Origin of the sequence: Spirosoma sp. KNUC1025 (assembly GCF_045160025.1) — a bacterium.
Lineage (GTDB): Bacteria > Bacteroidota > Bacteroidia > Cytophagales > Spirosomataceae > Spirosoma.
This window is the reverse complement of the sequence record NZ_CP087139.1, coordinates 5,378,805-5,403,875: the sequence shown is the minus strand read 5'-3', so window position 1 is coordinate 5,403,875 and position 25,071 is coordinate 5,378,805. Positions and strand designations below refer to the sequence as shown.

The following is a 25,071-nucleotide window of genomic DNA, read 5'->3' as shown; positions in this document are numbered from 1 at the left end:
TACATACAAATGCTGAATTAATAAAACTAATTTTACATACATTTGGTGAATTAATAAAAGTTGCTTTAACCGATGCGGTTATGAAAGGAACCAACCTTGGCGAATTTGAGGAACTGGTGCTGCTGACGATTGCGGCTCTGGTAAATGATGCCTATAGCGTGGCCGTCTGCGATGAACTTGAAAAACATACCGGCCGGGCTGCTAAACTGGGCGTTGTTCATGCCGTACTGAATCGGCTGGAAGAGAAGGGATTGGTAAAGAGCCACCTGGGTGAGGCTACCAGCGAACGGGGTGGCAAACGCAAGCGCTACTATGAGGTAACACATGCCGGAAAAGTAGCCCTGACCAAAGCCAAAGAAGTACGTGAAGCACTTTGGCGTATTATTCCCGGATTCAATCTGGAGGGCTCGATATGAAACGATTTGAAAGCCAGAATAATCGGGTTGATGACCAGATGCCCCATCCACCCCGTTGGGCGCAGCGTCTGCTACGTTGGTATTGTCGTCCCAGCCTACTCGAAGACCTGCAGGGCGATCTGAATGAATATTTTGAACGCAACCTGAAAGCCAAAGGCGCCCGGCGCGCCCGACTGATTTACTGCCTTGATGTGCTGAAATTTTTCAGGCCCTACACCGTTCGCAAACCCGATTTCATAAACCTGTTTATCCATTGGATCATGATTGGCAGCTACCTCAAAACCTCCCGGCGCAGCCTGGTGCGCAACAAGTTATTTTCCTTCATCAACATCTTCGGACTGGCCGTTAGCATGTCGGTGGGCCTGCTCATCATTGCCCTGACCACAGATTTACGTTCGTATGATGATTTTCAGGTAAAGAAAGACCGAACGTATCGGGTCATCACTACGTATCAGGATCGGGATCAACCCGGTGTTGATCTGGCGTCCACATCGGTTAAGGTGGGCCGGAAGATTCGGGAAACGGTGGCGGGTGTGGAAGACGTAACGATACTCCGGAATGGGTTTTCGGGCGATGCGCACGTAGGAGAAACGATCATACCGCTCGACGCTTTTTATGCAGATCGTTCATTTTTCAGGGTCTTTACATTTCCATTGCTGAAAGGCGATCCGGCTACCGCGCTGAAAGAGCCCTATTCGTTGGTGTTGACCGAAAAAACGGCTCAAAAGTTATTTGGAAACTCCGATCCGTTGGGTAAGACCGTTCAGTTTGATACGTTGAACTATACGATCACAGGAATCGCAAAGGATGTTCCCAAGTTGTCGCATATCCGGTTTGACGCACTGGTTTCGTTCGCTACGGCTGATGCGCTGTTAGCCAAAAAAGACCCTAATTTTTATAGTTGGGAGAATGTCTGGCAGAATTATGTATACATCGTTTTGCCGGAAAACCGTGATCCTGAATCGGTACGGACTACGCTGGCTAAACTAAATACGCAGGAAAATGCGGTTATCAAAAACCGCAAGTTCACGGTAGCGCTGCAACCGCTAAAAGAAGCCGCTCTGGGGCGGAAACTCGAAAACCAGATTGGGCCTACTATGGTGCCCATTGTCGTGTGGATTTTGGGGGGACTGGCCTTTATTATTATTCTATCTGCCTGCTTCAATTACACTAACCTTTCCATTGCCCGTTCACTTCGACGCTCGCGCGAGGTCGGCATTCGCAAAATAATTGGTGCACTGAAAAGCCACGTACTCGGGCAGTTTATGGCCGAATCGGTGATTATCGCCCTGCTGGCGCTGGTCTTTTCATTTGGTTTGTTTCTGTTCCTGCGAACCCAATTTCTGGCGCTCGACTCCCATATCAGCGATCTGGTATCGCTCGACCTTTCGCCCAAAATTATTCTTTATTTTGTGATGATGGCGGTGGCTGTTGGCCTGATCGCTGGCCTCTTTCCCGCGCTGTTTTTCTCGCGTATCAACGCGCTTCAGGTGATCAAAGACGTAACGTCGATGAAAGTATTCCGGCATGTCAGCATGCGTAAAGCGTTGATTGTTATTCAGTACACCATCTCCTTGATTTTCATTGCCACAACCTTAATCGGGTATAACCAATACCGGGGATTTCTCTCGTTCGATTTAGGCTTTACGACCGAAAATATCCTGAACATCCGCTTGCAGCAAAACAAAGGAGACTTATTGAGAAAGGAGTTGGCCGAAATTCCGGAAGTGCGTGAAATTTCTCAATCGTCTATGGTTACAAGCCTGGGAAGCATGCATGGCTCAAACATGAAATACACTGACCCAAACGACTCGACAATGGTCTGGCAGAACCTTGTTGATGAGCATTATCTGCCCGTACATAACCATAAACTGATCGCCGGAAATAATTTCACCTTACGACCGAAGAAGGGTGAAGAACGTGAAATTATTGTCAATGAGCAGGTACTGAAGCGATTCAATATTGCGAACAAAAATCCGCAAAAGGCTATTGGTAAAATTGTGACCGTTGACGGACATAAGCTTGCCATTGTGGGCGTAATGAAAGACTTCCACTATGGAACGACGGACAAAAAAATTGAACCCGTCATGTTCCGCTATTCGGCCGATGAACCCTGGGGTATTTGAATGTCAAGATTTCGTCGACCGACCTGCCCGCTGCGATGGCGAGTATTGATAATGCCTGGCGCAAGATTGACAAGATTCACCCCATGGATGCCAAGTTCTACGATGACCAGATTCAGCTGGCTTACAGTCAGTTTGTCGTCATGGTGAAAGTGATTGGCTTCATTGCCTTTCTGGCCATTTGCATTGCCTCATTGGGATTGTTTGGTATGGTGGTGTTTACGACCGAAACCCGTCTGAAAGAAATCAGCATCCGCAAAGTGATGGGAGCCAGCGAAAGCGGTTTGATTTATCTGCTGAGCAAAGGATTTCTGAGCATGCTTATGGTCGCTACGCTGGTTGCGCTTCCTGCTACGTACTTTTTCTTCGACAAAGTGGTTTTGGTGAACTTCGCCTATCATCAGCCCATTGGCCTGAGCGAATTGCTGGCGGGTGTTATCATCGTGATGTCCCTTGCCTTTTTGCTGATTGGTTCGCAAACCCTGAAAGCCGCCCGGAAGAACCCCGCCAACGTATTGAAAAGCGAATGATTATTTCGGATCGTTATAGCCGTTGGCAACGCGCTGAAACTCGGTAATAATATCGTGGATATGTGGATTCCAGAGACTCGTGATAAGGGTTATGTAATACATCTGTCCGTCCGTTAGATCGTGAATCATATAATCGAATCGGACCATTGTTCCCGGATTATAAGTCTGAAACCAACTGGCAAACTTACGCTCCCGGGACTTTTGCCGCCCATCCGAAGAATCGCAGATGTAAATGGTTATTGCCAGACTCGTGCGTGTATAAAAATCGCGGATAATAGCGGCAAGAGTAGCTGGAATAACAAGGTCGAGCGAAGGCGGTTTCCCGGTTGGATTGTCGACTAAGTCGATGACTAATTCGTAGACATCATTATGAAAAACCCACTCCTCACTGATGATGTACGGAGTGGGTTTAAAGCGGACTAAATATGCTATACCAGTTGATGTTGTAAATGCGTAGGAATTGTCATTACCGCCTTCAAAGCGAAAAGGATAATTAGTTGGTGGTGGATTCGTTGGTTCCATTCAGTTTCCTAAGTTCGGCGATAGTTTGCTGTAAATGAGGGTCGTTTTTATAGCGTTCAGCAGCGGTTTTTCGCTCCTCTTCTTTTTCGGCGACCATCCGCTTGACACCCTTGAGGAAACGTTCGTACGCTTCCCTGTTTTTGGTTGTTGGCTGTTGCGTTTCCATTGTTGTCGTAATTAATAGTCATCCAAGATACAATTTTTTAATCAGAAAAGTTGATCGTTATGTTCTGCGGCTCCGGGCAAACGACCAATGCCAAAATCCAATCGCCCCGAGCCAGCCTATTACGAGCCACACGCTTACGGGTAAACCAAACATAATCGCCAGCAATCCGATGACGAAACCAGCAACCACACCTGAAAGCCAACGTTCAGGCAAAACTTCATACTTATAGGCAAGACTGTGCATGAGTAAAATCCAGCCCCAGCCCGTCAGCCAGAGCCACACTACGTAGTCGAGCCGGATTTCAGAGGGGCAGTTACGTAGCAGAATCAATAATTCAGGGAGCCAGATCAGGCCGTAGGTGAGCGCGTACCGTCCGAAACGCTGTGACCACGACAAGGGGAGATTTGGCAGAAAGAGCATGTATTTCCGTTCGAACGTACTGACTTGCCCACCCACCTGCGAGTGGCCAAGGATAGCCAGCATTAGCCCAATGAGCAACAAGCGCTGATCGTAATCGTCAGTAGGGTAGAGTCGGCAAACACCCGCCAGCAACAGACCCGAGAACGCTTTCGTCAGTACGAGCGAGAGCGGTTCATGGCGGAGCCAGTACGTTGGAAAAAAAAGCTCGTACGGCAGGCGAATTGCCAAATGCGGTAGGCGAAACGTATCAGGGCTTGGGTGGCGAAAGCGATAATCATTCATCCAGGCACCGGTTCCTGTCAAGCTCAGAATAACCAGAACAATGGTCCAGAAAGGTGCCCATTGCTGGAGATCAACGGCGATAGTCAGCATCCAGTAGGCATAGGCGATAACTGGAAACAGGAGGGCCGTTTGTATGGCCAGCCACAACGCCGAGCGTTTTGGTGTGGGTATCAGCCAGAACGTTTGCAGAAACAGGTGCTCCGGCGCGGTCAGTTCCTGCCGGACGAACGAGGTGGTTTTTAGAAGATACAACGCCCATAAAACAAACACAATCGCTAACAGAAACGGTGAGCCGAGGGCGGCTGTAATGAGGGCTTTGTGTTCGATAGCGCGCATGAAGCCAAAGGCCAGCAGCACGATGACCAGAAACGTACCGGCGTTTCTGGCGTAAAAAGGCCCAACAAAAATCCGGTTTAGAAAGGATAGCATAGCGGGTTTAGATTTTGGACGTAATGGCGCCATTGCCTACTTGCCAGCTTCCCGTCAGTGGCAAGCCCGTCAGGCTGATATTCTGGTGTGAGGTCAGCAGAAACGATACGTCCTGTTCGGTGCGGAGTTGCCAGATATACTCAAACAGATTCGCAGCTGTCGCTACGTCCAGGGTCGTCAGGGGTTCGTCCAGCAGGACAAGTCGGGGCGTACCGAGCAGCGCCAGCAGCAGCGATAATTTTTTGAGCATACCGCTCGAAAATTGCCCGGTGGGTTGCGTCCAGAATTTGGTTACACCCAGGGTTTCGGCTAACGTATCGACCTGCCCGGCGGGTGCCCGTTTCGTTTGTCCCACGAATCCGACCAGATCGCGGGGTGTCAGGAAGGTTGGGTAGAGGGGTTCGGCTTCGGCGTAATTTACCCGCATTCGATACGCTACCGGGTCGCGGTTGATTTCATACGTATTGTCGAGCAGAATTTTTCCAGAAAAAGGTAAAAGACCCGCTACGGTACGAAAAAAAGTGGTTTTCCCAGAGCCGTTGCCGCCACTAAAATAGTGAATGCCGGACGGTAACTGCAATTCCGGGACGGTCAGTACGGTGTGGCCGCTGTAGGCTTTGGTCAGATTGGTGACGGTGAGCAAGAGCTATGGCTATTGATAAGGGTCAAAAATAGTGATAGTTTTAAGCAGACTAACTTCCATCTATCATTTATGGATACCACTTCTCCCCAGCCGCATGATACGTCCCGTTTCCAGCTTGAACGCCTGATTCTGTTCTCTGATGCTGTATTTGCTATCGCTATTACGTTACTGATTATTGAAATTAAGGTTCCTCATTTTGAGGGCAGCTTCACCGATCATGACATTCGTGAGGCTCTACAGCATCAGATACCCGAGTGGATTGGTTTCTTTATCAGTTTCTGTGTTATTGGTATTTACTGGATGGCACATCACCGTATGTTCGGGTACGTCGTTCGGTACAATGATGGCCTGGTGCTTCTGAATTTACTGTTCCTGATGACCATCGTCGTCATGCCTTTTTCATCAGCACTGTATAGTAACTTTACGTATTTGAACACCCCTTTTGTTTTCTACTGCCTGAACGTAGCGATTACCGGATTGTGTCTGCTGCTGTTATGGCGGTATATCACCAATCCGCGCCATGAAATTAGCGAAGGCGTTCATGCTATAGTTCGTCAGCACGCTTACGCCCGGAATGCCGTTGCCCCGGCTGTTTTTCTGCTGGCAGCCCTGCTCGCTATCGCCCTGCCCGGATCGGTTGGTGGATTGTTGTCGCGGCTCCTGTTTTTCCTGATTTTCCCCATTCAGATGATTCTGAGCCGCATTTACAAGCCTAAACTTCGGGTCGTCCACGAGATGAACTAACGTCCGACAAAGGCACACTCTTTACTCTAGCGGTACGCGTTTTCCTGTTTTTGAGGCTTACGCTCTAGTGAAGATCGGAGCAGAAGAATGGAGATGAACCCAAAAAACACAGGAACGAAAATGAGCCAATAATTGGGCGGGTAATCAACCGACATAAAATCATCGACCGATACGTCGTAATATGCTTTTAAAGTATCCTTCGGTTTTAGGGTATCATAATCATCTTCACTAATGGGAATAACGCGTTCCTGCTGCTGATACTGAATGGTCGCTTCGTAGGTGTACAACGGGGTATGGTTATTTCGCCCGGAGCTGTTCCCAACCGCTCTTCGACTCGTATCCAGAACCTGAACGGCTACCTCATGACCGTTCGTTTTCAGATGGTTGTAATATTGAAAATACTGATACGTATCGTAGGTAAAGAAAACAGTGGCGATCAGGAGTTCGACGGTAAGAACCAGCCGGGCTATTGTCTGTAGGAATCCTATCGGAAGAATGGTTACGATAATCCCGGTAAGTAAGAAAAAAGTAGCCGTAGTAAGCACCAGACACAAGAACAGCCATTTATTCTCAGTCGTAAACGAACGGACAGTAGTCCACTGAACCAGGCGCGATTTTCGGTTCGAGTGATCATACCGTAGTTCGTTACGGGGTTGCCTGAATGCGTCATGAGCCGGGTGGTAAAGCAGTTGAACCCGATCGCCCGAGCCGACATAACCCGAGTCCATAACGAACCGGGTTGTGTATGCCTTTCCTTTGTATTGAAAGGTCAGATACGTGCTATTGCCCAGAACGTCTCGCCAGGATCGCTGCTTTTGTTCGCCCTGATCGACGAGTACGGAAATTCGCTGGCCTTCCTGCATAAACTGCTTTTGCAGAAGAGCATCCTGATAGTATACCCAGGCCGCCCAGGTGATCACACCCAGAATCGCTGCAACAATCAGCGACATAACAAAGCTATAGATACGGCCTAATGTGCTGAATAGTTGCTTAAGCATCCGTGAACATCCGCTAGTTGATCAGGCGGATACGCTAAAAATAAGCAATTAGGGTAAGCCCCTGACAGATGAATTCGTAAACGGCAGAATTAGCTGTTGATTACCATTTCACACTCAGCCGAATCCCCCGATTCCGTTGCGGGCAGGAGCCGCATTGTAGTATCGGTTTCCTACAGCGTTCAGGTCATAGCCGAGGGAATAGGTCTGGTCGAGCAGGTTATCGCCACTGGCGTAGAGGTCTAGTGTCCAGTGTTGCCCTAAGTTGCGCCGGAAACCCAGCGTTGCCTGCAACAGTCGGGTTGGGTCCGACATGACCGTGTTAGCATCATTGACCGGAAAATCGTTCAGATACTGGAACGTAACGTGGGCATACAATCCCAGCCGGGTTTCGGCATCGATGCCCGTAACGAGGGTAGTCGGCGCTACGCCCGGTACGCGGTTGTTCGACAGATCGGCCGTTCCCTGCTGATAGTCACGAAACCGGTAATTGGTCAGGGTTACATTGCTCCACAGCCTGAGCAGCGAAACGGGCGACGTGGTTGACGGCAGCACAAAATCATAGGCGAGCTGCGCTTCCAGACCCTGCTGATCAATATGACCGCCGTTGACAAAATATTCAGCACCGGCAGCATCCGACCGGCGAACGATGGTTTCTTTTAGTTGCAGATTATAAACCGCTACGTCGAACCGAAGCCGACTGTTTACGGCTGATCCGCGCAAACCAACTTCATAGCTTGTTCCGCGTTCGGCATTAAGCGTTGTGTTGAATCCTCCCGCCGATGGGCGCACCTCCTGACTGGATGGAGCTGAATAGCCCGTGCTGATGCTTACGAACGCAGACAGGTTCTGGCCGAACGTGCGGAGCATGGCAACCCGGGGCAGCCATACAGGCGTAAAATTACGCGCCAGCAACGTAGCGGGTTGCGCACCGGCCGACCTGATCGGGAAGCGGGTAAATCCGTACCGGACATCGTTTCGACTCAAACCGGCCGTCAGTCGGAATCGGGCGGGCAATTCTGTTTCAGCTTGCGCAAAAACGGTAGATTGGCGGGCAACCAGTTCTTCATCGGTCTGGATGGTATCCGCAACACCGCCCCGATTGCCAAAATTGCGATCAACGGTAAAGGTACGTAGCAGCTCCGCGCCCACCGTGAACGTAGTGGGGAGCGGACCATTCGGCAGACGGATCTGCGTAACGGTACGTCCGCCTAACCCCTGATCGGTACGTCGCTCATAGTTGGTGATAAAGGGATTGGCAAAGTCGGTCGTTGACCCATAAATAACCGTTGTGTTCTGAATGCGGTCGTTCCAGCGGTATTCGTGCGAAAAGCCCAGGTAACCAACTTTTTGGTAAATACCTGCCTGTTGTGCAGCACTGCTGGGCAGCGTTGGGGTGGCGGGTCGGGAGGCTCTGGGGTTTGCCTGATACTGAGCCAGGTTGAGTCCGCCCGGCGTCTGGTAGTGCAGATCAGAATACAGCGCCAGTACCGAGATTGTTCGTTTAGGACTAACGCTAAAGGAGCCGGTCAGACTCAGATTGTCACGTACTACGGCACTCTGGTCGCGGTAGCCATCCGACTGCAAATGGTTGTAGCTAAGCGATATAGCCGAATTGTTTTTACCTGTCTGTAGCGAAATGCCGTTTCCGTATAAACCGTAGCTTCCGGCAAGAGCTGAGAGTTCGACGCTGCTTTTATTGGCGGGAACCGCCAGACCACTAAATAGAACAGTGCCACCCGTTCCGGCACCGTACAGGCTTCCCGAAGGGCCTTTGATCACTTCAATACGTCCCAGCGCCCGAACGTCGAGCGCGTTCAGGGGCGTATTACCGCCCGCATCGGTGAGGGGCAGTTCATTCCAGTACGTTTTGATATTCCGAACCCCAAACGGTGATCGGATGGCGCTTCCACGGATGGCGAGTCGGTAACTACCCGGCGACCGTTCGTCAGCCCGAACACCCGGCAACGTATTGAGCGCGGGGACCAGTGTGGGCGTTCCGAATCGCTGATTTAAATCCCGACGTGTCAGTAAGCCAACCGAAGCGGGTGTTTCCAGTAACCGTCGGTTGGTAGCATAGCCCCGAACTATTACCTCATTTAGTTGAAGCGTATCATCCAAGGAGCTAGGAACAGGGGTCTGCGCATAGAGTAATGTTGAGAAGATAGAACCAAGAATAGTGGTAAAAAGAGTAAAATACGTTAGCATAATGCTATTTATAGAAACGTGTGTTATGAAACCGGAAAAGAACCTGCTTTTTCTATTGGTAAGTGGCTTCCTCCTGACAATGGCAACAGCCTGGGTATCGTCTTCTCAACAGAACTTCGCCCCTGCTTTCGGGAATCCTGCCCCGAAAGTACAACGTTATTTGTACGTAGCAACGCCAGGAATCCGTAACTATTTAGGCTACGGGGGTCATGGCATCCAGGTCTTTGATATTGACAATAATCACCGCTTTGTCAAATTCATCAAAACAGCTGGACTTAGTAAAAACGGGAAGCCATCCAATGTTAAAGGCATCGACGTGAGTCTGGCTACTAACTGTATTTATATCAGCACACTCGAAGCCCTGCAATGCATCGACATTACCACTGAAAAAATACTGTGGGAAAAACAGTACGAGGGCGGGGTCGACCGTATTTCAATCTCGCCAGATGGTAAAATTATTTACATGCCTTCACTGGAAAAAGAATTCTGGACAGTGGTAGACGCTAAAACGGGTGATGTCATCAAAAAGATCGTTACCAATTCCGGCGCGCATAATACGATCTACGGACCCGATGGCAACTATGTGTATCTGGCCGGTCTAAAATCGACAATGCTCAATGTGGCTGACGCGAAAACCCATACGGTCACTAAACAGGTTGGTCCGTTCGGTGCCGACATTCGCCCGTTTACGATTAATGGTGCTCAGACACTCGTTTATGTCAATGTGAACGGCTTGCTCGGTTTTGAAATAGGGGATCTGGTAAGCGGCAAATTCCTGCATCGGGTTGTGGTTGAAGGGTTCAACATTGGTGAGGTAAAACGTCATGGCTGTCCGAGTCATGGTATCGGATTGACACCCGATGAATCGGAAATTTGGTTATGCGATGGAGCCAATAACCGCGTCCATGTATTTGACAATACGGTTATGCCACCCGTGCAAAAAACGTCGATTCTGGTTCGGGATATGCCCGGCTGGATTACGTTCAGCGTGGATGGAAAATACGCCTATCCGTCCACTGGCGATGTAATTGACGTAAAGACACGAAAAATTATCGCTACGTTGGAAGACCAGAACTACAATGCTGTCCAGAGTGAAAAAATGGTGGAAATCCATTTTAGTGGCAGCAAAGCAGTAGCTACAGGCGATCAATTTGGCCTTGGGCAAGTCAGGAAAGGAGCGAGGTAATGGTGTTCTGGTATGACGAAGAAGAATCTAATGGATGTTCACGGAACTACTTTATTAGCTAATTGCTTGCCTGATAAGCTTCGTACTCGGGTCTGGTATATTCTAAAATAGCCCAATCAGGCAACTTTACCTGGTGTAATCGAAACGGTTGCCAGTTAATTACTGATACTTATTAATATTACTATTTTCGAAAATAAATTTTGAAATGTGTAAAGTTTCAATCACTTTTATAGTGTGAGTCACCTATCGTTACGAGACGGCGATAGATGAGATAAAACTCACAACTTTTACCAACATGGTAATAGTAAGCCGCAAGGCCATACATGAATATGCGTCGACAAAGTCGCAGGCAACAGAAGCATTAAATGATTGGTATCTAAAAACAAAAGCTGCTGATTGGAGCAATTTCGCTGACGTAAAGAACACATTTAACTCGGTTGATTATGTTGGGAATGATAATTTTGTGTTCAACATAAAAGGCAATCAGGCGATACTGATTGCCCGGATTATTTTCCCTGTGCGAACCGTTTTCATACGATTTATTGGCACCCATGCTGAGTACGATAAAATTGATGCATCATCAGTTTAGATGGAAGGCCGTAATAAAGAGTTGTTATGATCCTGACTGTAGAAACACAAAATGAGTATACGCAGGCTATGGATGGTATAGAGATCTACTTAGCCAAAGGATCGACTAATCTGACAGAAACAGATTTAGCCGAGTTACAGCGACTTTCGTTGCTGGTTGAGCGGTATGAAGAGGAACATTATCCGATGCCGGTTGAACCAGCAACGCTGCCGGAAATGATCCGGCTGCGGATGTTTCAGGAAAACCTCAAACAGCGTGATACAGCTAAAGTGCTGGGTATTACTGAAACGCGTCTTTCGGAAGTACTATCAGGTAAGCGGAAAGTCAATATGGATTTAGCGAAACGTCTATACGACAAGCTTCATATTCGAGCTGATTATATTCTGAAAACCGCTTAATTAGGCAGCTTGACCCGGTAGAGCCGAAACGGATAGTCGACTTTATCCTGACCATTGTTATACCGTTTGGTGCGGTGAATCTGGGCCGCCGTTACGTACAGATACCCATCGGTGCCAATCCCAAAACTATCGGGCCAGAGCAGTCGATCGTCCTGAACGAGGGTTTTAACCTGTCGGCTTGGAATGGATTCGCCAGATATAAAATAGCGAATGGCTTTATCGGGCGAATCGGTCAGGTAAATGTTATCGGCTTTATCGGCAATCATACCGTGCGATACGCCCGTCTCACCCAGCGTCTCGACGCGCGATGCAAGCTGAGTCGCTGGTACAGCAGGGTCGGCCAAGTAGTTGACGGCAATACGAAACAGCTTCGTTTGCGTGATGGACCGGAAATACAGATACTTGAAATCGTGGGTCAATGCAATGCCATTCACGTTGCTGCGAAAAGGATTGCCGCGGGTGTCGCGCACCCCTTTTCCGTCGATTGTAAGCACAAAACTCGGACTGGCTTTGGTCGACCTGTCGTTTTCCAGCACCGTCCTGCTTTTTCCCGAAGTCAGATCCAGTACTACGATAGCTGCCCGACCGGGATCTGACAAATAGGCCAGCTGACGGCGTGTATCTACCTGCACATCGTTCAAGCCCGTTCGGTCGCGGGGGAGATCTTCGAACCGGTAGACGCGCTCTACTTTGTTGGTGGAAAGATTGATTTTCAAAAGTTTGATGCCTTCAGGAATGGCCTTTTGCCCGGCGGGGCTAGCCGGATCAAGAACCCAGAGCGTATTAGCCTGATCGACAAAAAGCGCCTGAACATTGATAAACCGATTTTGTGGATTCAGCGAATCCCACTGATTCCATTCGGCATCGGGATAAGGAATTCGTTTACCGTTTACAATTTCTGCCAGCCCATAATCGTAGTCGGTCGGGTTTTTGGGAAACGTAACGAAAATGCGGTTCTCTTTCGAAACACCTAAGCCGATGGGCTGGTGTTTGCCGAACTCCGCAACAACTTCCAGTTTGGGTGAAGGCGACGACTGGGCCAGTGTGTATAGGTGACCCGCTAGAAAAACTAAACAAAAGAAACTCGTTTTCATGTTGAGATAACCTGGATTCCGGGTATTCTGTTGATTAATTCATACGAACTAAATCCCGACATCGGCAAAATCTGATTTGATGGCAACAAGCCAGGGACGTAATACCGTAAGTTAAAGAAACTGTCGGTGGTACATCGGGATGAGCCGAAAAGGTTGTTGAACAAAGCCTGCGACCAGCTCAGGATACTGGAAATATGATGAGGATTCGTTATATTTGTTTCAAATCAAGCGGTTTGCTGACCGGGAAAGTAAGGTCAGCGGTTTTTCACCATCACGCAGCTGTTACCTTGACATTTCAGGAATTTAATCTCCACGACGACCTGCTGGCCGGTGTGGATGCCATGAATTACTTAAAGGCCACTCCGATTCAGGAGATGGCCATTCCAATAATTCTCGACGGGCGCGACCTCATCGCCAGCGCTCAGACCGGCACCGGCAAAACGGCAGCCTACCTTATCCCACTCCTCGACCGTATTTCGCACGCCGACCACGATCATACCAGTACGCTCATTCTGGTGCCCACGCGCGAGCTGGCCAAACAAATCGATGAGCAGGTAGAAGGCTTCGGGTATTTTGTGCAGGTAAACAGCCTGGCTATTTACGGGGGAGGCAAAGGCGACGATTGGGATAAACAACGGAAGGCGCTCGAAACCGGGGCCGACATTATTATAGCCACTCCCGGCCGATTAATGGCCCACATGCAGCTTGGCTACGTTAAATTCGACAAGATCGATTATCTGGTGCTGGATGAAGCCGACAAAATGCTTGATATGGGCTTTTCGGATGATATCCTGAACATTGTGGCAAAATTGCCGACCAAGCGGCAGACGCTGCTGTTTTCGGCCACGATGCCCAACAAAATCCGGGAGTTTTCGAAACGAATTCTTACCGAACCGGAAGAAATCAGGCTGGCCGTTTCGAAACCAGCCGCCGGCATCGACCAGCAATTTTATCTAGCCTACGATAATCAAAAACTGCCACTACTGGCTCATCTGATCAAAAATAGCCCTACGCCTGTGCAGAGTATGGTGCTGTTTACCTCGAAAAAAGCGGAGGTAAACAGTATTGTTCGGGCGTTGAGCAAGCTGAATTACGAAGCTCGTGGTATCAGCTCTGATCTGGAGCAGGATGCCCGGGAAATCGTGTTGCGCGATTTCAAAAACAAAGCCTTCCCCATTCTGGTAGCTACGGACGTACTGTCGCGCGGAATCGACATCGATAACCTGACCCACGTCGTTAATTACGATATCCCCCGCGACGCTGAAGATTATGTTCACCGGATTGGTCGGACGGCCCGGGCGGCTACCACTGGAACGGCCATTACGTTTATCAGCGATCAGGACCAGAACCGTATCGTCAATATTGAAAAGCTGCTTGAGCGCGAAGTTGAAAAACGCTCAATAACAGAAGAACTGGACATGGGTAAATCACCTGTGTTCGATCCCAAACGATTCAGTGGCCTGCGCGGAAAAAGTAGTTTTGGACGTAACAAACGCCCGGAACGTAAAGGGGGCGATCGGCACCAGAACGAGCCTCGTGACAATAATCGCAGGCGTGAACGGTCAGACACCGATGGCGCTTCAGCGAGCAAGCCGCGTTCAGAAGGAATAGAAATGGTTGATAAATCGGTCAATGGAGTTGCGTATCCTAATACTAGCACACCGGCAACCGAAGGTCAGGCAACGGATAAGCCCAAACGACGTAAAAAACGCCGTCGTGGTCCAAAAGGAGAGGGCCGTACAAACGAACAAAGTCAGCCAAAGGTACCGGCAGCCGACGAGTAAACGTACTGTAATTTTTGGCAATCGTTGTTAGGTTAAATCATCAGTGGCGCTACCGGTTTTACTGTGGTGTGCTGTGGTGTCAGTTTTGAGAAACTGACACCACAGTAGGTTTCTTAAAACCAACTGTGTCTGGTTGGCTACTGAATGCGGTTTTTGAGAAACCTCGCCTGTCAGTTTTAAGAAACTGGCACCACGCCACGGCACCAGCCGCGGATACACCATTTTGGCAATAGCCCGGTTTAGTCCGGGCTTTTTGTTAACTTTTACCTGTTAACCAATTCTGTGCTGTTTATGAACCGGCTCATCTCTCGTCGAACGTCGCTTCAGACCCTTGCCCTTACGGCGGGTGGATTGCTGACACAGCCAATGAACGTAGTGTCTGCTCAGCAACCTGCGCCGAAAAAGTTGGGCATTGCGCTGGTTGGCTTAGGGAATTATGCGACGAATCAGTTGGCTCCGGCTTTGCTCGAAACCCAGAATTGCTATCTGGCGGGTATTGTAACGGGTTCACCCGACAAAGCCAAAACCTGGGCGTCGACCTACAACATTCCTGCAAAGAACATCTACAACTACCAGACGTTCGATCAAATCCGGAACAACCCCGACATCGATATTGTGTATGTTGTGCTGCCTAATTTTTTGCATGCCGAATACAGTATTCGGGCGGCTCAGGCAGGTAAGCATGTGATTTGTGAAAAACCGATGGCCATGAATGCCAACGAAGCCCGGCAGATGATTACGGCCTGCGAAAAAGCAGGGGTGCAGTTGTCGGTTGGCTACCGGCTATATTTTGAACCGCATCACCTGGAAATGCGTCGGTTAGCAGCCGAGCATACGTTCGGCCATGTTAAAGTGATTGAGTCGGCGCTCGGATTTACCGTACCGGGTCCGAACTCATGGCGGTTGGACAAGAAAATTGGTGGGGGCGGGGCTATCATGGATTTGGGCGTCTATGCCATTCAGGGCGCCCGGCGTACGCTCAACCTGGACCCGATCAGCGTAACAGCGCAGGCGTTTACGTACGACAAGGAGCATTTCAAAGACGTCCACGAGATGGTGTTCTGGCAATTTGAGTTTCCCGGTGGCACAATTGCTCAGTGCCGCACTACGTATTCGTCCTATATTGATCGGCTGTATGCCGCTTGTGATCGTGGCTGGTTTAAACTTGAACCGTCGTACAACGCTACGGGAGCGCAGGGAATCACCAGTAAGGGCACTATGGACGTGCCGTCACCCCACTATCAGCAGACGGCTCAGATGGATGCGTTTGTGCAAGCCATCCGCACAAAAACCAAACCGGAGGCATCGGGTGAAGAAGGCTGGAAAGACATGAAACTCATTGGAGCGATTCTGCAGGCTGCCGAAACCGGACGTAAAATTCAGTTGGACTGGAAAAGTTAAGTGCCTGTTTATTGCTCGTTCTCAACCAGTTCTTTTAACCCCTGCAGGATTTTATCCCACCCTTTCTCTGAGCGTTCGAATCGTTCCTGAGCGCCTTTTCCCTGACCGACATCGTCGGTTATAGACAGAATCGTCTGGCCGTTTTCATACGTCAGTTCATCCGTTACTGTCGAAAAGCTGTCGGGGTCAACGTCATCTTCCTCATTTTCAAGACTATATTTCAATAACTTGTTCGGCTCGATTTCGAGAATCTGCCCTTTCATTTCAATTTTTTTGATCAGAAATAATCGTCCGGTGAATACGATGGTGCTCCCGACTTCCCAATCCGAATAGACCGCGCAGTTAAAGAAGTACTGTTTTGTTTTTTCGGGATTAGTCAGGGCACTCCAAACCTGTTCGGGAGTTGCGTTGAGGCTGATTTTTTTCTGTACTACGTAATCCTGCATGGTATTCAGGTAAGAAAGGTTCATACGTAGTAAATCCGATAATGGCAGAATTGTTATCGGCAGGAGTGGGGCCATGCTCAGAACACTTCGCCCAGATTGAAGAATAGCCCTTTCGAGCCATCGAGACCAAAGCCGTAGTCAACAGAAAGATTGGTGCGGGAAATTTTGTTCATTTTGACCCGTAAACCAGCGCCCACCGCTGGAATTACTTTCTCAAATTGTCCGCTGGTTTGATCCGGTTCAGTTACGGTCTGGGCATTAGCAAACACGACCCCACCGAGCAGCCGGTCGTGGGTGATGTGAAAGCGGTATTCCGTTTCGGCATATAGCAGTTTCTTTCCCCGGAACCGCCCCTGAATAAACCCCCGCCCTACGTTGCCATTGCTATCCCAGCCTGTACTGGGTAAATCCAGAAAGGGTGGATTGCCGCTCAACGTCAGTGCGTTATAGGACCAGAGTGCCAGGATGTTATCGGATGATGCAGGCAGGTGAACATACTTGCGGATTTCCAGCAAAAGTGATTGATACGTTTCGTCGCTCCCGAGCAGCTGGCTGTTTGCCCGCAGAACGGCGTTGACGTACAACCCACCTGTTGGATTGATCGCATTCTGCCGGTTATCGTACAGAAGCTGTAGCGTCGGCCCCGACGAAACGGAACGTCCTTCAACACCGTAGGGATAGCGGGAAATGCGCGTCAGCTCCCGATTTCGGGCGTAACTGGCTATGTTCCAGTGCAGGTCTAGATGATAGCCGAGCCCCGCGTATAAATTGGGAATCAGGCGACGTAACAGACTTTGATAGAACCGCAAATACGCATAATCCATGTTGATGACCCGATCGGTAGAGGTATACATACCTAGACCGTAAGTTGCCTGTGGATAATGCATCAGCCGCCAGTCGCTGGTCCAGAGAAACCGATTGTCGGGCATCCAGACGGATGAATTAGCGGTAAAAATGACCTGGTGGTTCTGCGTATAGGAAAGCTGAGAAGTTATCGACGACATATTGGCCTGTCGATTTCGGAAAGCCGCATTCACGAGTACAGCCGCTAACCCTCTCGTTTGCAACGTATAACCAACCTGCGGAATGACTAATAGAAAATGCTTTCCCTCCTGCAACGTACTCGAATCGTGTGCGGCCAGGTGTAGCCTTGGATACCATCGTTTTACCAGATCAACAAGATCATGCTGAGTCATAAGCAGTTGGGCGACCGGTACGGTGGGTACGGCCATCGTATCGGCCAGTGGCATTTGGGCGGCATTGCAGGTAATCACAACCAAACCTACCAGTATCAAGCTGATAAACAGGTTGGTACAGCGGCTCATCGGCCGGGGAGGCAGTGGGAGGATCGATGAAAAAAACGGCAAATCACTGCTAACCAGACGAGGCATATAGAGAATCGACGCAGAACTATACTAATACTCAAAAGCGTAGAAGATTGTTGCAGGAGCTTATCTGTCGGAACAGTCCCGCTAAGATACGTCAAATCACAGTTGCTTATTGCCAGGCTGGTCGGGTCACGTTATTTGGCCAGCTCCGTCCAGTCTTTAACGGGTATGGTTCCTGTGTAGGTGAGTGTTTTATTCTCGTTCAGGGAAAATAAAGCCGCATCGCCCCATTGTAACTTATTCAGAAGGAGGCAATCCGGTTGATTGATCGCGAGGGCAACGTGCGTAATAAAAATCGTATTCTTGCCATCTCGTAGCTGACTGGCAGCCAGATTCAGCGTATTGGAGCAGCGATTGGGTTCGTCATAAACGGTTAGCGTCAGCTCTTTTGCCTGTTGTACTGGCAATCCAGTCGCCATTTTCTCAGCGCTGGTAAATGCCCGGCAGAACTCACTGGATACTATCCGACCCACTGGAATTTCGAGCAGCTTGAGCGTTTTCCCTGTGCTGGCCGCATCCGTTAGCCCTTGCGGATTGAGTTGACGAGCCAATTTGGCGTCACATGACTTCCACCAGTCAGGCGTTGTCGAAGCCGGTTGATCTGAACCTACATCGGCAGCTTCGTGACGGAAAATCAGCACGTAGTTGCCGGTACGTAGTGATTGAAAGAGGGTCGCACTTGGGGTTACGGCAATATTGAACAAAAGGCTATCCTGCGGATTGGTCGGATGTTTAAGAACCACCTGCTGAATACCAGCCGTCGCCGGAGCCGTATACGTGAGCGTATCATTCTGCCCCTGTATTATAGCGCCCCCCGTAGCACGCCAGTTAACGGGCTGGTTCAACTTGATTTTCAGTACACCCGAAGGGGCCACGAGTGCCACCTTACCATCGAACCCCTCAACCTGTACAGGCAGAACGGTGGCAGAATCAGGCTTGCAGGAAAAAAGTAAAAGCAGAAAGGCGGTGTACACAATCTTTTCCATCATGCTTTTGGAGATTTGCTTTTCGTAAAGACCGAAATATATTCTGAAATACCATTGGGCACATTGGTCGGCAATAAAAAAAGGCGAATACGTATTCGCCTTTTTTTATTGCCGACCAATCGGAGCGGTTAATGCACGCGCAACTTCTGACCAGGCCGTAGTCGTGAGCCCGAAATATGATTTTTGCGTTTTAAGGTCGATACCGACAGGCCATACCGATCGGCAATGGAACTGAGCGTCTCGCCCGAACGGACCCGGTGCAATACGGTACGCTTGAAGCGGGGCTTGAAACTAATTTCTGATGACGATGAATGGCTGCTTCCTCCACGCAGATAATCCCACACCGAACCCGTTAGCAGAAAGTGATCAGAATTGATCGTATTCTCCGGAAATGAATAAATATTGAGCGGGCTGAAGGGATTGCCTTCATACCGGGTTTCAAAGTGCAAATGCGGACCGGAACTACGTCCCGTGCTGCCACCCAGACCGAGCTGGTCACCAGCCTTGACGAGCTGGCCCGTTTCAACGGTCTGCTTCGACATATGGCCGTAAAGCGTTTCGAGACCATTGTAATGACGTACCAGTACGTAGCGTCCATAGCCATTTCCGTCCCAGCCAACGACCCGTACGATTCCGTCAAAAGCTGCATAAACAGGATTGCCCGTTTCGAGGTCAAGGTCGGCGCCGGTATGCCAGCGTCCCCAGCGATACCCGAAGTTGGAGGTCATTTTACCTTCATTCAGCGGGGCCGACCAGTAGCGATCAGCGGGAGGATCATAGAGCTTGATGTCGATAGCTTCATCGAATTCAAGCGGATTGATGTTGTATGGATCAATCGTCCGGGAATCCCAGACGGCGTAATAGTCAGCAATTTTGACCCATTCATTACCAACCAGTACCGAGTCAATGACCTCCACAACGCTGGTTTCTCCCTGGTCGAGGTGGCTGGTGTCTTCACTGACAACCGGGTTTAATTCTTTCTTTGGCTCAAACTGGCTGTTGTAGCGCAGCTGTGTTTTTTCTTCTTCAAACGGGTCGTCCGCTTTTCGAGGCTGTTCAACGACCGGGGCATTCGGCGACGATTCATTTTTAGGCGTAATACGCAGATTATTTTTAAATCGCCCGCGCTCTTGTGCCTGTGTCGTTACGGTCAAACACAAACACCCAATGACCAGTAGCCATTGTATTGCGGTTTTTCTCATTGATTGATAGGTCATTGGATACTGGTCATTGGTCATTAGTAACGCCTGCATACTTTTTTGCATCAACTACTATTGACCAATGACTAACGACCAATGACAAAATTTATTAATGAACAATTTCTTCGTCCTGCATTTCCAGCGTGACCAGATAACGTTCGGCGTCGAGAGCCGCCATACAGCCTGTTCCAGCGGCTGTAATGGCCTGACGATAAATGTTATCTTGGGCGTCGCCACAGGCAAAAACGCCAGGGATATTGGTTCGGGTACTTCCTTTTTCGGTCAGGATATAGCCGTGGCCATCCAGTTCGAGATAATCCTGAAAAATATCCGTATTGGGTTTGTGACCAATGGCCACAAAAAAGCCTGTCGCGTCTAAAATCCGTTCTTCGCCCGTTACGGCATTTTTTACGCGAACGCCCGTTACGTCGTCATCGCCCAGCACTTCTTCTGTTTCGGTATTGAACAGAATCTCGATGTTGGGGGCCGTCTGTACGCGCTTCTGCATAAACTTCGATGCCCGCATTTCGTCGCGACGAACCAGCATATACACTTTGCGGCAGAGATTGGCCAGATAACTGGCTTCTTCGGCTGCGGTGTCGCCCGCACCTACCACCACTACGTCCTGCCCCCGGAAAAAGAAGCCATCACATACGGCACAGGCCGACACACCCCGGCCGTTGAGCCGCATTTCCGACGGCAGACCCAGCCATTTGGCTGTGGCTCCGGTCGAAATAATGATCGAATCCGCGGTGATTTCGTGTTTGTCATCAACGATCGCGCGATGTGGATTGCCGGGGCTGGGCTGATCGACAAACTCCACCCGCGTAACCATACCATACCGAATGTCGGTGCCGAACCGGCGAGCCTGCGCTTCCAGGTCCTGCATCATCTGCGGTCCCTGAACGCCATTTGGATAGCCCGGAAAATTATCTACTTCATTCGTAATCGTTAGTTGGCCACCCGGTTGTGCACCCTGATAAAGAACGGGTCCCAGATTGGCCCGGGAAGCATAGATAGCGGCTGTGTAACCGGCGGGTCCAGAGCCTATAATTAAGCACTTTACGTGTTCAGAAGTCATTGCAAATGAAAGGAGGTTGTCTTGTAGCTACTAAATACCCCTACCGGAAAAGCAAGGGTATTTGGACAACATACACAAAATTGAAAAAAATCCCGCATAAAGCAAAGTGTGTGGGTAAAGGAGGTGATTGGCCGAATACCCTAAAGCAAGGGGCCTCAGGCCGAGGAAGTCAGACTACACCTGAAACGGCGTAAGAATACTCTGGATGAGGATCCATACCGGTTGTCATCATGGCCAAAGTCTCCAGCCTAAATTACCCGCCATTGAATCCGCCGATTCAATCGCCGGTTTTCGTCGGACGTATTAGGGGCCAGGGGGCGGGTTTTTCCGTAACCCACAGCCCGAATCCGATTCGGCGTAATACCTGCTTTGGTTAAATAAGCCACTACGGCTTGAGCCCGTTTCTGCGAGAGCGTCAGGTTTGCGGCTGCATCGCCGACATCGTCGGTATGGCCAGCAATTTCGATGGTAACCGTTGGATTGGTCTGCAAAAAAGCGGCCAGTCGGTCGAGTTCGGTACGTGATTTTTCGGCCAGATCGTATCGACCCGTTTCGAAGAACAGGTTATTCAGTGTTTCATTCGCTGTGCTACCTGAAATCACAGGTTCAAGCGGAACACGTAGCGAAAGACCGTCGCCGATAGTTTTTTGGGTATAATCGAACGAAAGACTTTTGAAGAGATATCCCGGTACGCTCACGTACAATGCATACTCGCCCCCGCTTGGTAACACGGCCGTGTACTGCCCTGTTTGCGAATCGGCCTGCACACGCGAAACAACCTGATTTGTTTTCAGGTCGATCAGTTCTACCGTAGCCGCGAGGGGCTTCTGCGTCTTTGCATCGGCCACGATCCCTTTCAGGTAACTGACAGGTTTAACGCGGTCGCGTAATGGCTCTGGTAAATCAAATGTATACAGCCGTGATTTCTGCGAGATACCGTCTTTCTGTTCCTCGTAGGAATAATAAGCCCGCTTGCCATTGGCCGAAACAAACAGCGATGCCTGATCCTCTGAGTTATTTATCGGGTATCCTAAATTCGTTGGCATCGACCAGCCCGAAGGACCATTGTCGGCTACAAACAGGTCGTACCCACCCATGCCCACATGCCCATCCGATGCGAAAAACAGGCTTTGCCCGTTGGGATGAATAAACGGAGATGCTTCGTTCAACGACGTATTTACCGGTTCTCCCAGATTAACCGGTTCAGACCAGGTACCATCCTGGCCAAATTCACTCCGCCAGATATCGCGATGCCCTTTCCCGCCCGGACGGTCAGAAACAAAGTAGAGCTGCCGCCCATCGGCCGAAAGTGCCGGTTGCGATTCATAAAACCGGGTGTTGATGGTTGGGCCAAGATTTTCGGGAGCCGACCATTCCGTGCCTGTTTTACGACTCACGTATAAATCACAACTGCCATACCCTTTACGTCCCTGGCAGGCCGTAAATACCAGCATATACCCATCGGCCGACAGGCTGGCTGTCCCTTCATTCTCCGGCGTATTGATGCTCGACGCAAGTGACACGGGCGGTGACCATGTTTCGCCATTGAACGTAGCCGTCATCAGATCTTCATCGCCTTCGGGTTTGAGGGCTGTAAACACCAGCGTCTGTTCATCGGCAGTCAGCACCGGGAAATACTGCGAAGGTGTCGTCTGCAATACCGATGATAAAGGTTTTGGATCAACCGCTTGTGGATGCTGCATAGCCTCCTGTCCGAAGCGAGCCGTTTCAAGCTGCCGGGCTACCCGCTTGGCCTGTGGTGATTGTGAGGGAAATAGCGTCTGGAATTTTTCGAGATAGGGCAGAGCCTCAACGTAACGACCCAACCGGAGCAGGATCGTACTTAGCGCCTGATAAGCACCTCCTGAGGACGGGTTATCGGGTTGCAGCCGTATGGCATTACGATAGGCAGCTATTGCGGGGTCGTAACGTCTGGTGAATTCATACAGTTGACCAAGCTTCAAATAGGCGTCCGTAAAGGCAGGGTCCTGTTTGACAGCCTGTTCCATAAACGGAATAGCCTCTCCCGCTTTTCGTTCGCCAAACAGCTTAATGGATTGAGCGTAGAGTTCCTGCGCTTTTTTATCCTGGCCAAAGGAGGGAGAGAAGAGAGGAGGAAAGGGACGAAAGGGATTAAAAAACGACATAGAAACAAAATTCCTTTCGTCCTTTCTCCCTTTCGTCCTCTCTTCTCTCCCCTTATGGAATATCCATGTACTTGTGTGTCTGCAACGAGATTTGCCATTGCGGATTATTTTTTACGTAATCAACGATACGAGGCAGCATTTCATTGGAACGACTCCATTCTGTTTGCAAAAAGAGTTTGCAATCGGACCGTAAAAACGGCACAAACGACTCCGCAAAGGCGAAATCAGACGAATTATAAATGATAACTTTTAGTTCGTCGGCTTTATCGAAAATGGCCGGATTCGGCTTTTTGAACTTCTTGGGCGAAAAGCAAATCCAGTCCCACGAGCCTGTAACCACTTCACAAACCCCTGATGTTTCGATATTTGTCTGAAAACCAGCAGCCTGTAAAGACGCCGTCAATTCGGTCAGGTCGTGCATAAGCGGCTCTCCGCCCGTGATGACCGCCATCCGACCCGGATAGTGCAACGCACCGGCTACTATCGCTTCCGTCGTACGTTTGGGGTGCGCATCGGCATCCCACGATTCTTTTACGTCGCACCAATGGCAGCCGACATCGCAGCCACCAAGCCGGATAAAATAAGCCGCCCTACCCGTGTGCGCGCCTTCGCCCTGAAGCGTGTAGAACGCTTCCATCACCGGCAGCACCCTGGTCGTTGCTAGTTGTTGTTTCTGTTCTAAAACCATGCCACAAAGATACAACAAGGAATAGCTCGATGAATGCTTGTCTGTTTTCTTCGTCTGTTCTACCTTTGCGCCATGATTTCACAACGGGCTACTCATTCTCCTTTCCGACATCGTCGCCATCATCATGGCTGCTAAGCCGTTTCACCGATACGTCGTTGTATTCCCGTTTTCCTGTAATTTTGCACCCTGATTTCCTGAACCGCACACTGATCGAAAGACTAGTTTGCGGGCGATTGTCTAAAAACCAACGTAGTACGTGGTGTATGGACTCCATCATACATCCTACATTATACATCACTAAATGTCTTCTGTATTACGCATTGCCTTACAAAAATCCGGCCGGTTGAGCGAAGATTCGTATCAACTTTTTAAAGAGTGCGGTATCCGTTTCGATTATGGTACGGGTAAACTCAAATCCGTTTCGTCGAATTTCCCCGCTGAGTTCCTGTTCCTGCGCGACGATGATATTCCTGGTTACGTTGAAGATGGCGTTGCTGATTTAGGCATCGTTGGTGAGAACGTAGCGGTTGAAATGGGCCGGCCCGTTCAAACGATTCATAAACTGGGTTTTTCAAAGTGTCGTCTGTCCATTGCTGTACCGCGCGGCACCGACTGGACGGGCATTCAGCACTTGGAAGGGAAAAATATTGCTACGTCGTACCCGAATCTGCTTGGCAATTACCTGGCTGAGCAGGGTGTACGGGCGGAGATTCATGAGATTAGCGGGTCGGTTGAGATTGCACCCAGTATCGGGCTTGCCGAAGCCGTCTGCGATATTGTTAGTTCGGGCAGTACGTTGCTGAGCAATGGGCTTAAAGAAGTAGAAACAATTTTTCGCTCCGAAGCCATCCTGATTGCCCGGCCTGATCTTGATTCTGAAAAACAGGCATTGGCCGACAAATTGCTGTTTCGCATTAAATCCGTTCAGGCGGCAAAAAATAACAAGTATATTGTACTGAATGCACCGAATCACGCGCTTGATCAGATTACGGCTTTATTGCCAGGCATGAAAAGCCCGACGGTAACGCCACTGGCGACAACAGGCTGGAGTTCCGTTCATTCCGTTCTGAATGAAAACGAATTCTGGGAGAACATCGAGGCCATCCGGGCTGCCGGTGCCGAAGGTATTCTGGTCATTCCAATTGAGAAAATGATTTATTAAAAAATGATGCATGATGCATGATGAATGATTTGGCCAAAGGCAGT

The 25,071-nt window shown here is 49.6% G+C and carries 25 protein-coding genes; 10 read left to right on the top strand and 15 right to left on the bottom strand.

Features of this window, described 5'->3' with window-relative positions:
* The first annotated feature begins 80 nt into the window (after window positions 1-80).
* Genes LN737_RS23640 through LN737_RS23630 form a run of 3 tightly spaced genes read left to right on the top strand, consistent with a single transcriptional unit; the run spans window position 81 to window position 3,069 of the window.
* Window positions 81-416, top strand: a complete 336-nt coding sequence (locus LN737_RS23640) for a PadR family transcriptional regulator (RefSeq protein WP_405512560.1) — start codon at window positions 81-83, stop codon at window positions 414-416.
* The gene (locus tag LN737_RS23635) at window positions 413-2,542 is read left to right on the top strand and encodes an ABC transporter permease (protein WP_405512558.1); all 2,130 of its coding nucleotides are present in this window, start codon (window positions 413-415) and stop codon (window positions 2,540-2,542) included. Before LN737_RS23640 ends, LN737_RS23635 begins: the two co-directional genes overlap by 4 nt.
* Window positions 2,539-3,069 carry an ABC transporter permease gene (locus tag LN737_RS23630; RefSeq protein WP_405512556.1) on the top strand — a complete coding sequence of 177 codons (531 nt, stop codon included), beginning with the start codon at window positions 2,539-2,541 and terminating at the stop codon, window positions 3,067-3,069. Before LN737_RS23635 ends, LN737_RS23630 begins: the two co-directional genes overlap by 4 nt.
* On the opposite strand, the gene LN737_RS23625 is transcribed toward LN737_RS23630, so the two are convergent.
* From LN737_RS23625 to LN737_RS23610, 4 genes are read right to left on the bottom strand one after another with little or no spacing between them, the layout of a single operon-like run.
* Window positions 3,070-3,591, bottom strand: coding sequence for a DUF6169 family protein (locus tag LN737_RS23625; RefSeq protein WP_405512554.1), 522 nt, complete (start codon window positions 3,589-3,591; stop codon window positions 3,070-3,072). It abuts the gene before it with no gap.
* Window positions 3,563-3,757: a hypothetical protein gene (locus LN737_RS23620; RefSeq protein WP_405512552.1), complete on the bottom strand. Its 195-nt coding sequence runs from the start codon at window positions 3,755-3,757 to the stop codon at window positions 3,563-3,565. Before LN737_RS23620 ends, LN737_RS23625 begins: the two co-directional genes overlap by 29 nt.
* A gap of 57 nt (window positions 3,758-3,814) precedes the next feature.
* Window positions 3,815-4,888, bottom strand: coding sequence for a hypothetical protein (locus LN737_RS23615; protein ID WP_405512550.1), 1,074 nt, complete (start codon window positions 4,886-4,888; stop codon window positions 3,815-3,817).
* 7 nt (window positions 4,889-4,895) lie between these two features.
* On the bottom strand, window positions 4,896-5,531 hold the full coding sequence (locus LN737_RS23610) for an ATP-binding cassette domain-containing protein (protein WP_405512548.1): 636 nt from the start codon (window positions 5,529-5,531) through the stop codon (window positions 4,896-4,898).
* 69 nt (window positions 5,532-5,600) lie between these two features.
* Between LN737_RS23610 and LN737_RS23605 the strand changes: the two genes are divergently transcribed.
* Window positions 5,601-6,275: a TMEM175 family protein gene (locus LN737_RS23605; RefSeq protein ID WP_405512546.1), complete on the top strand. Its 675-nt coding sequence runs from the start codon at window positions 5,601-5,603 to the stop codon at window positions 6,273-6,275.
* Between the two features lie 26 nt (window positions 6,276-6,301).
* On the opposite strand, the gene LN737_RS23600 is transcribed toward LN737_RS23605, so the two are convergent.
* Both LN737_RS23600 and LN737_RS23595 read right to left on the bottom strand, forming a co-directional pair.
* A complete protein-coding gene (locus LN737_RS23600) occupies window positions 6,302-7,273 on the bottom strand; it encodes a hypothetical protein (RefSeq protein WP_405512544.1) in 972 nt (323 codons plus the stop codon).
* A 114-nt stretch (window positions 7,274-7,387) separates the two neighbouring features.
* On the bottom strand, window positions 7,388-9,478 hold the full coding sequence (locus LN737_RS23595; protein ID WP_405512542.1) for a TonB-dependent receptor: 2,091 nt from the start codon (window positions 9,476-9,478) through the stop codon (window positions 7,388-7,390).
* A 25-nt stretch (window positions 9,479-9,503) separates the two neighbouring features.
* On the opposite strand from LN737_RS23595, the gene LN737_RS23590 reads away from it, so the two are divergent.
* From LN737_RS23590 to LN737_RS23580, 3 genes are all read left to right on the top strand, one after another.
* Entirely contained in the window at window positions 9,504-10,664 is a 1,161-nt protein-coding gene (locus LN737_RS23590; RefSeq protein WP_405512540.1) for a YncE family protein, read from the top strand.
* A gap of 295 nt (window positions 10,665-10,959) precedes the next feature.
* Complete coding sequence (locus LN737_RS23585) at window positions 10,960-11,253, top strand: type II toxin-antitoxin system HigB family toxin (RefSeq protein ID WP_405512538.1); 294 nt, start codon at window positions 10,960-10,962, stop codon at window positions 11,251-11,253.
* 26 nt (window positions 11,254-11,279) lie between these two features.
* Window positions 11,280-11,651: a type II toxin-antitoxin system HigA family antitoxin gene (locus LN737_RS23580; protein ID WP_405512536.1), complete on the top strand. Its 372-nt coding sequence runs from the start codon at window positions 11,280-11,282 to the stop codon at window positions 11,649-11,651.
* Here LN737_RS23580 and LN737_RS23575 read toward each other — a convergent pair.
* Window positions 11,648-12,745: an L-dopachrome tautomerase-related protein gene (locus tag LN737_RS23575; RefSeq protein ID WP_405512534.1), complete on the bottom strand. Its 1,098-nt coding sequence runs from the start codon at window positions 12,743-12,745 to the stop codon at window positions 11,648-11,650. The two genes, LN737_RS23580 and LN737_RS23575, sit on opposite strands and share 4 nt — an antisense overlap.
* A 341-nt stretch (window positions 12,746-13,086) precedes the next feature.
* On the opposite strand from LN737_RS23575, the gene LN737_RS23570 reads away from it, so the two are divergent.
* Together LN737_RS23570 and LN737_RS23565 are read left to right on the top strand one after the other, a co-directional pair.
* Window positions 13,087-14,529: a DEAD/DEAH box helicase gene (locus LN737_RS23570; RefSeq protein ID WP_405520498.1), complete on the top strand. Its 1,443-nt coding sequence runs from the start codon at window positions 13,087-13,089 to the stop codon at window positions 14,527-14,529.
* Between the two features lie 291 nt (window positions 14,530-14,820).
* A complete protein-coding gene (locus LN737_RS23565; RefSeq protein WP_405512532.1) occupies window positions 14,821-15,930 on the top strand; it encodes a Gfo/Idh/MocA family protein in 1,110 nt (369 codons plus the stop codon).
* An 8-nt stretch (window positions 15,931-15,938) separates the two neighbouring features.
* On the opposite strand, the gene LN737_RS23560 is transcribed toward LN737_RS23565, so the two are convergent.
* The 8 genes from LN737_RS23560 to LN737_RS23525 form a co-directional block, all read right to left on the bottom strand.
* Window positions 15,939-16,400 (bottom strand): SRPBCC domain-containing protein, encoded by a 462-nt coding sequence (locus tag LN737_RS23560; RefSeq protein WP_405512530.1) that lies wholly within the window; start codon window positions 16,398-16,400, stop codon window positions 15,939-15,941.
* Between the two features lie 53 nt (window positions 16,401-16,453).
* Window positions 16,454-17,767: a BamA/TamA family outer membrane protein gene (locus tag LN737_RS23555; RefSeq protein WP_405512528.1), complete on the bottom strand. Its 1,314-nt coding sequence runs from the start codon at window positions 17,765-17,767 to the stop codon at window positions 16,454-16,456.
* Between the two features lie 131 nt (window positions 17,768-17,898).
* The gene (locus tag LN737_RS23550; protein ID WP_405512526.1) at window positions 17,899-18,753 is read right to left on the bottom strand and encodes a hypothetical protein; all 855 of its coding nucleotides are present in this window, start codon (window positions 18,751-18,753) and stop codon (window positions 17,899-17,901) included.
* A 125-nt stretch (window positions 18,754-18,878) separates the two neighbouring features.
* Window positions 18,879-19,952, bottom strand: a complete 1,074-nt coding sequence (locus tag LN737_RS23545) for a peptidoglycan DD-metalloendopeptidase family protein (protein ID WP_405512524.1) — start codon at window positions 19,950-19,952, stop codon at window positions 18,879-18,881.
* A gap of 106 nt (window positions 19,953-20,058) precedes the next feature.
* Complete coding sequence (trxB, locus tag LN737_RS23540; RefSeq protein ID WP_405512522.1) at window positions 20,059-21,030, bottom strand: thioredoxin-disulfide reductase; 972 nt, start codon at window positions 21,028-21,030, stop codon at window positions 20,059-20,061.
* 248 nt (window positions 21,031-21,278) lie between these two features.
* On the bottom strand, window positions 21,279-23,177 hold the full coding sequence (locus LN737_RS23535; RefSeq protein ID WP_405512520.1) for an OmpA family protein: 1,899 nt from the start codon (window positions 23,175-23,177) through the stop codon (window positions 21,279-21,281).
* 52 nt (window positions 23,178-23,229) lie between these two features.
* The gene (locus LN737_RS23530; RefSeq protein WP_405512518.1) at window positions 23,230-23,865 is read right to left on the bottom strand and encodes a 7-carboxy-7-deazaguanine synthase QueE; all 636 of its coding nucleotides are present in this window, start codon (window positions 23,863-23,865) and stop codon (window positions 23,230-23,232) included.
* Window positions 23,866-23,953: 88 nt separating this feature from the next.
* Complete coding sequence (locus LN737_RS23525) at window positions 23,954-24,142, bottom strand: hypothetical protein (protein WP_405512516.1); 189 nt, start codon at window positions 24,140-24,142, stop codon at window positions 23,954-23,956.
* 24 nt (window positions 24,143-24,166) lie between these two features.
* Between LN737_RS23525 and hisG the strand changes: the two genes are divergently transcribed.
* Window positions 24,167-25,027 (top strand): ATP phosphoribosyltransferase, encoded by an 861-nt coding sequence (hisG, locus tag LN737_RS23520; protein ID WP_405512514.1) that lies wholly within the window; start codon window positions 24,167-24,169, stop codon window positions 25,025-25,027.
* The last annotated feature ends 44 nt before the right edge of the window (window positions 25,028-25,071 follow it).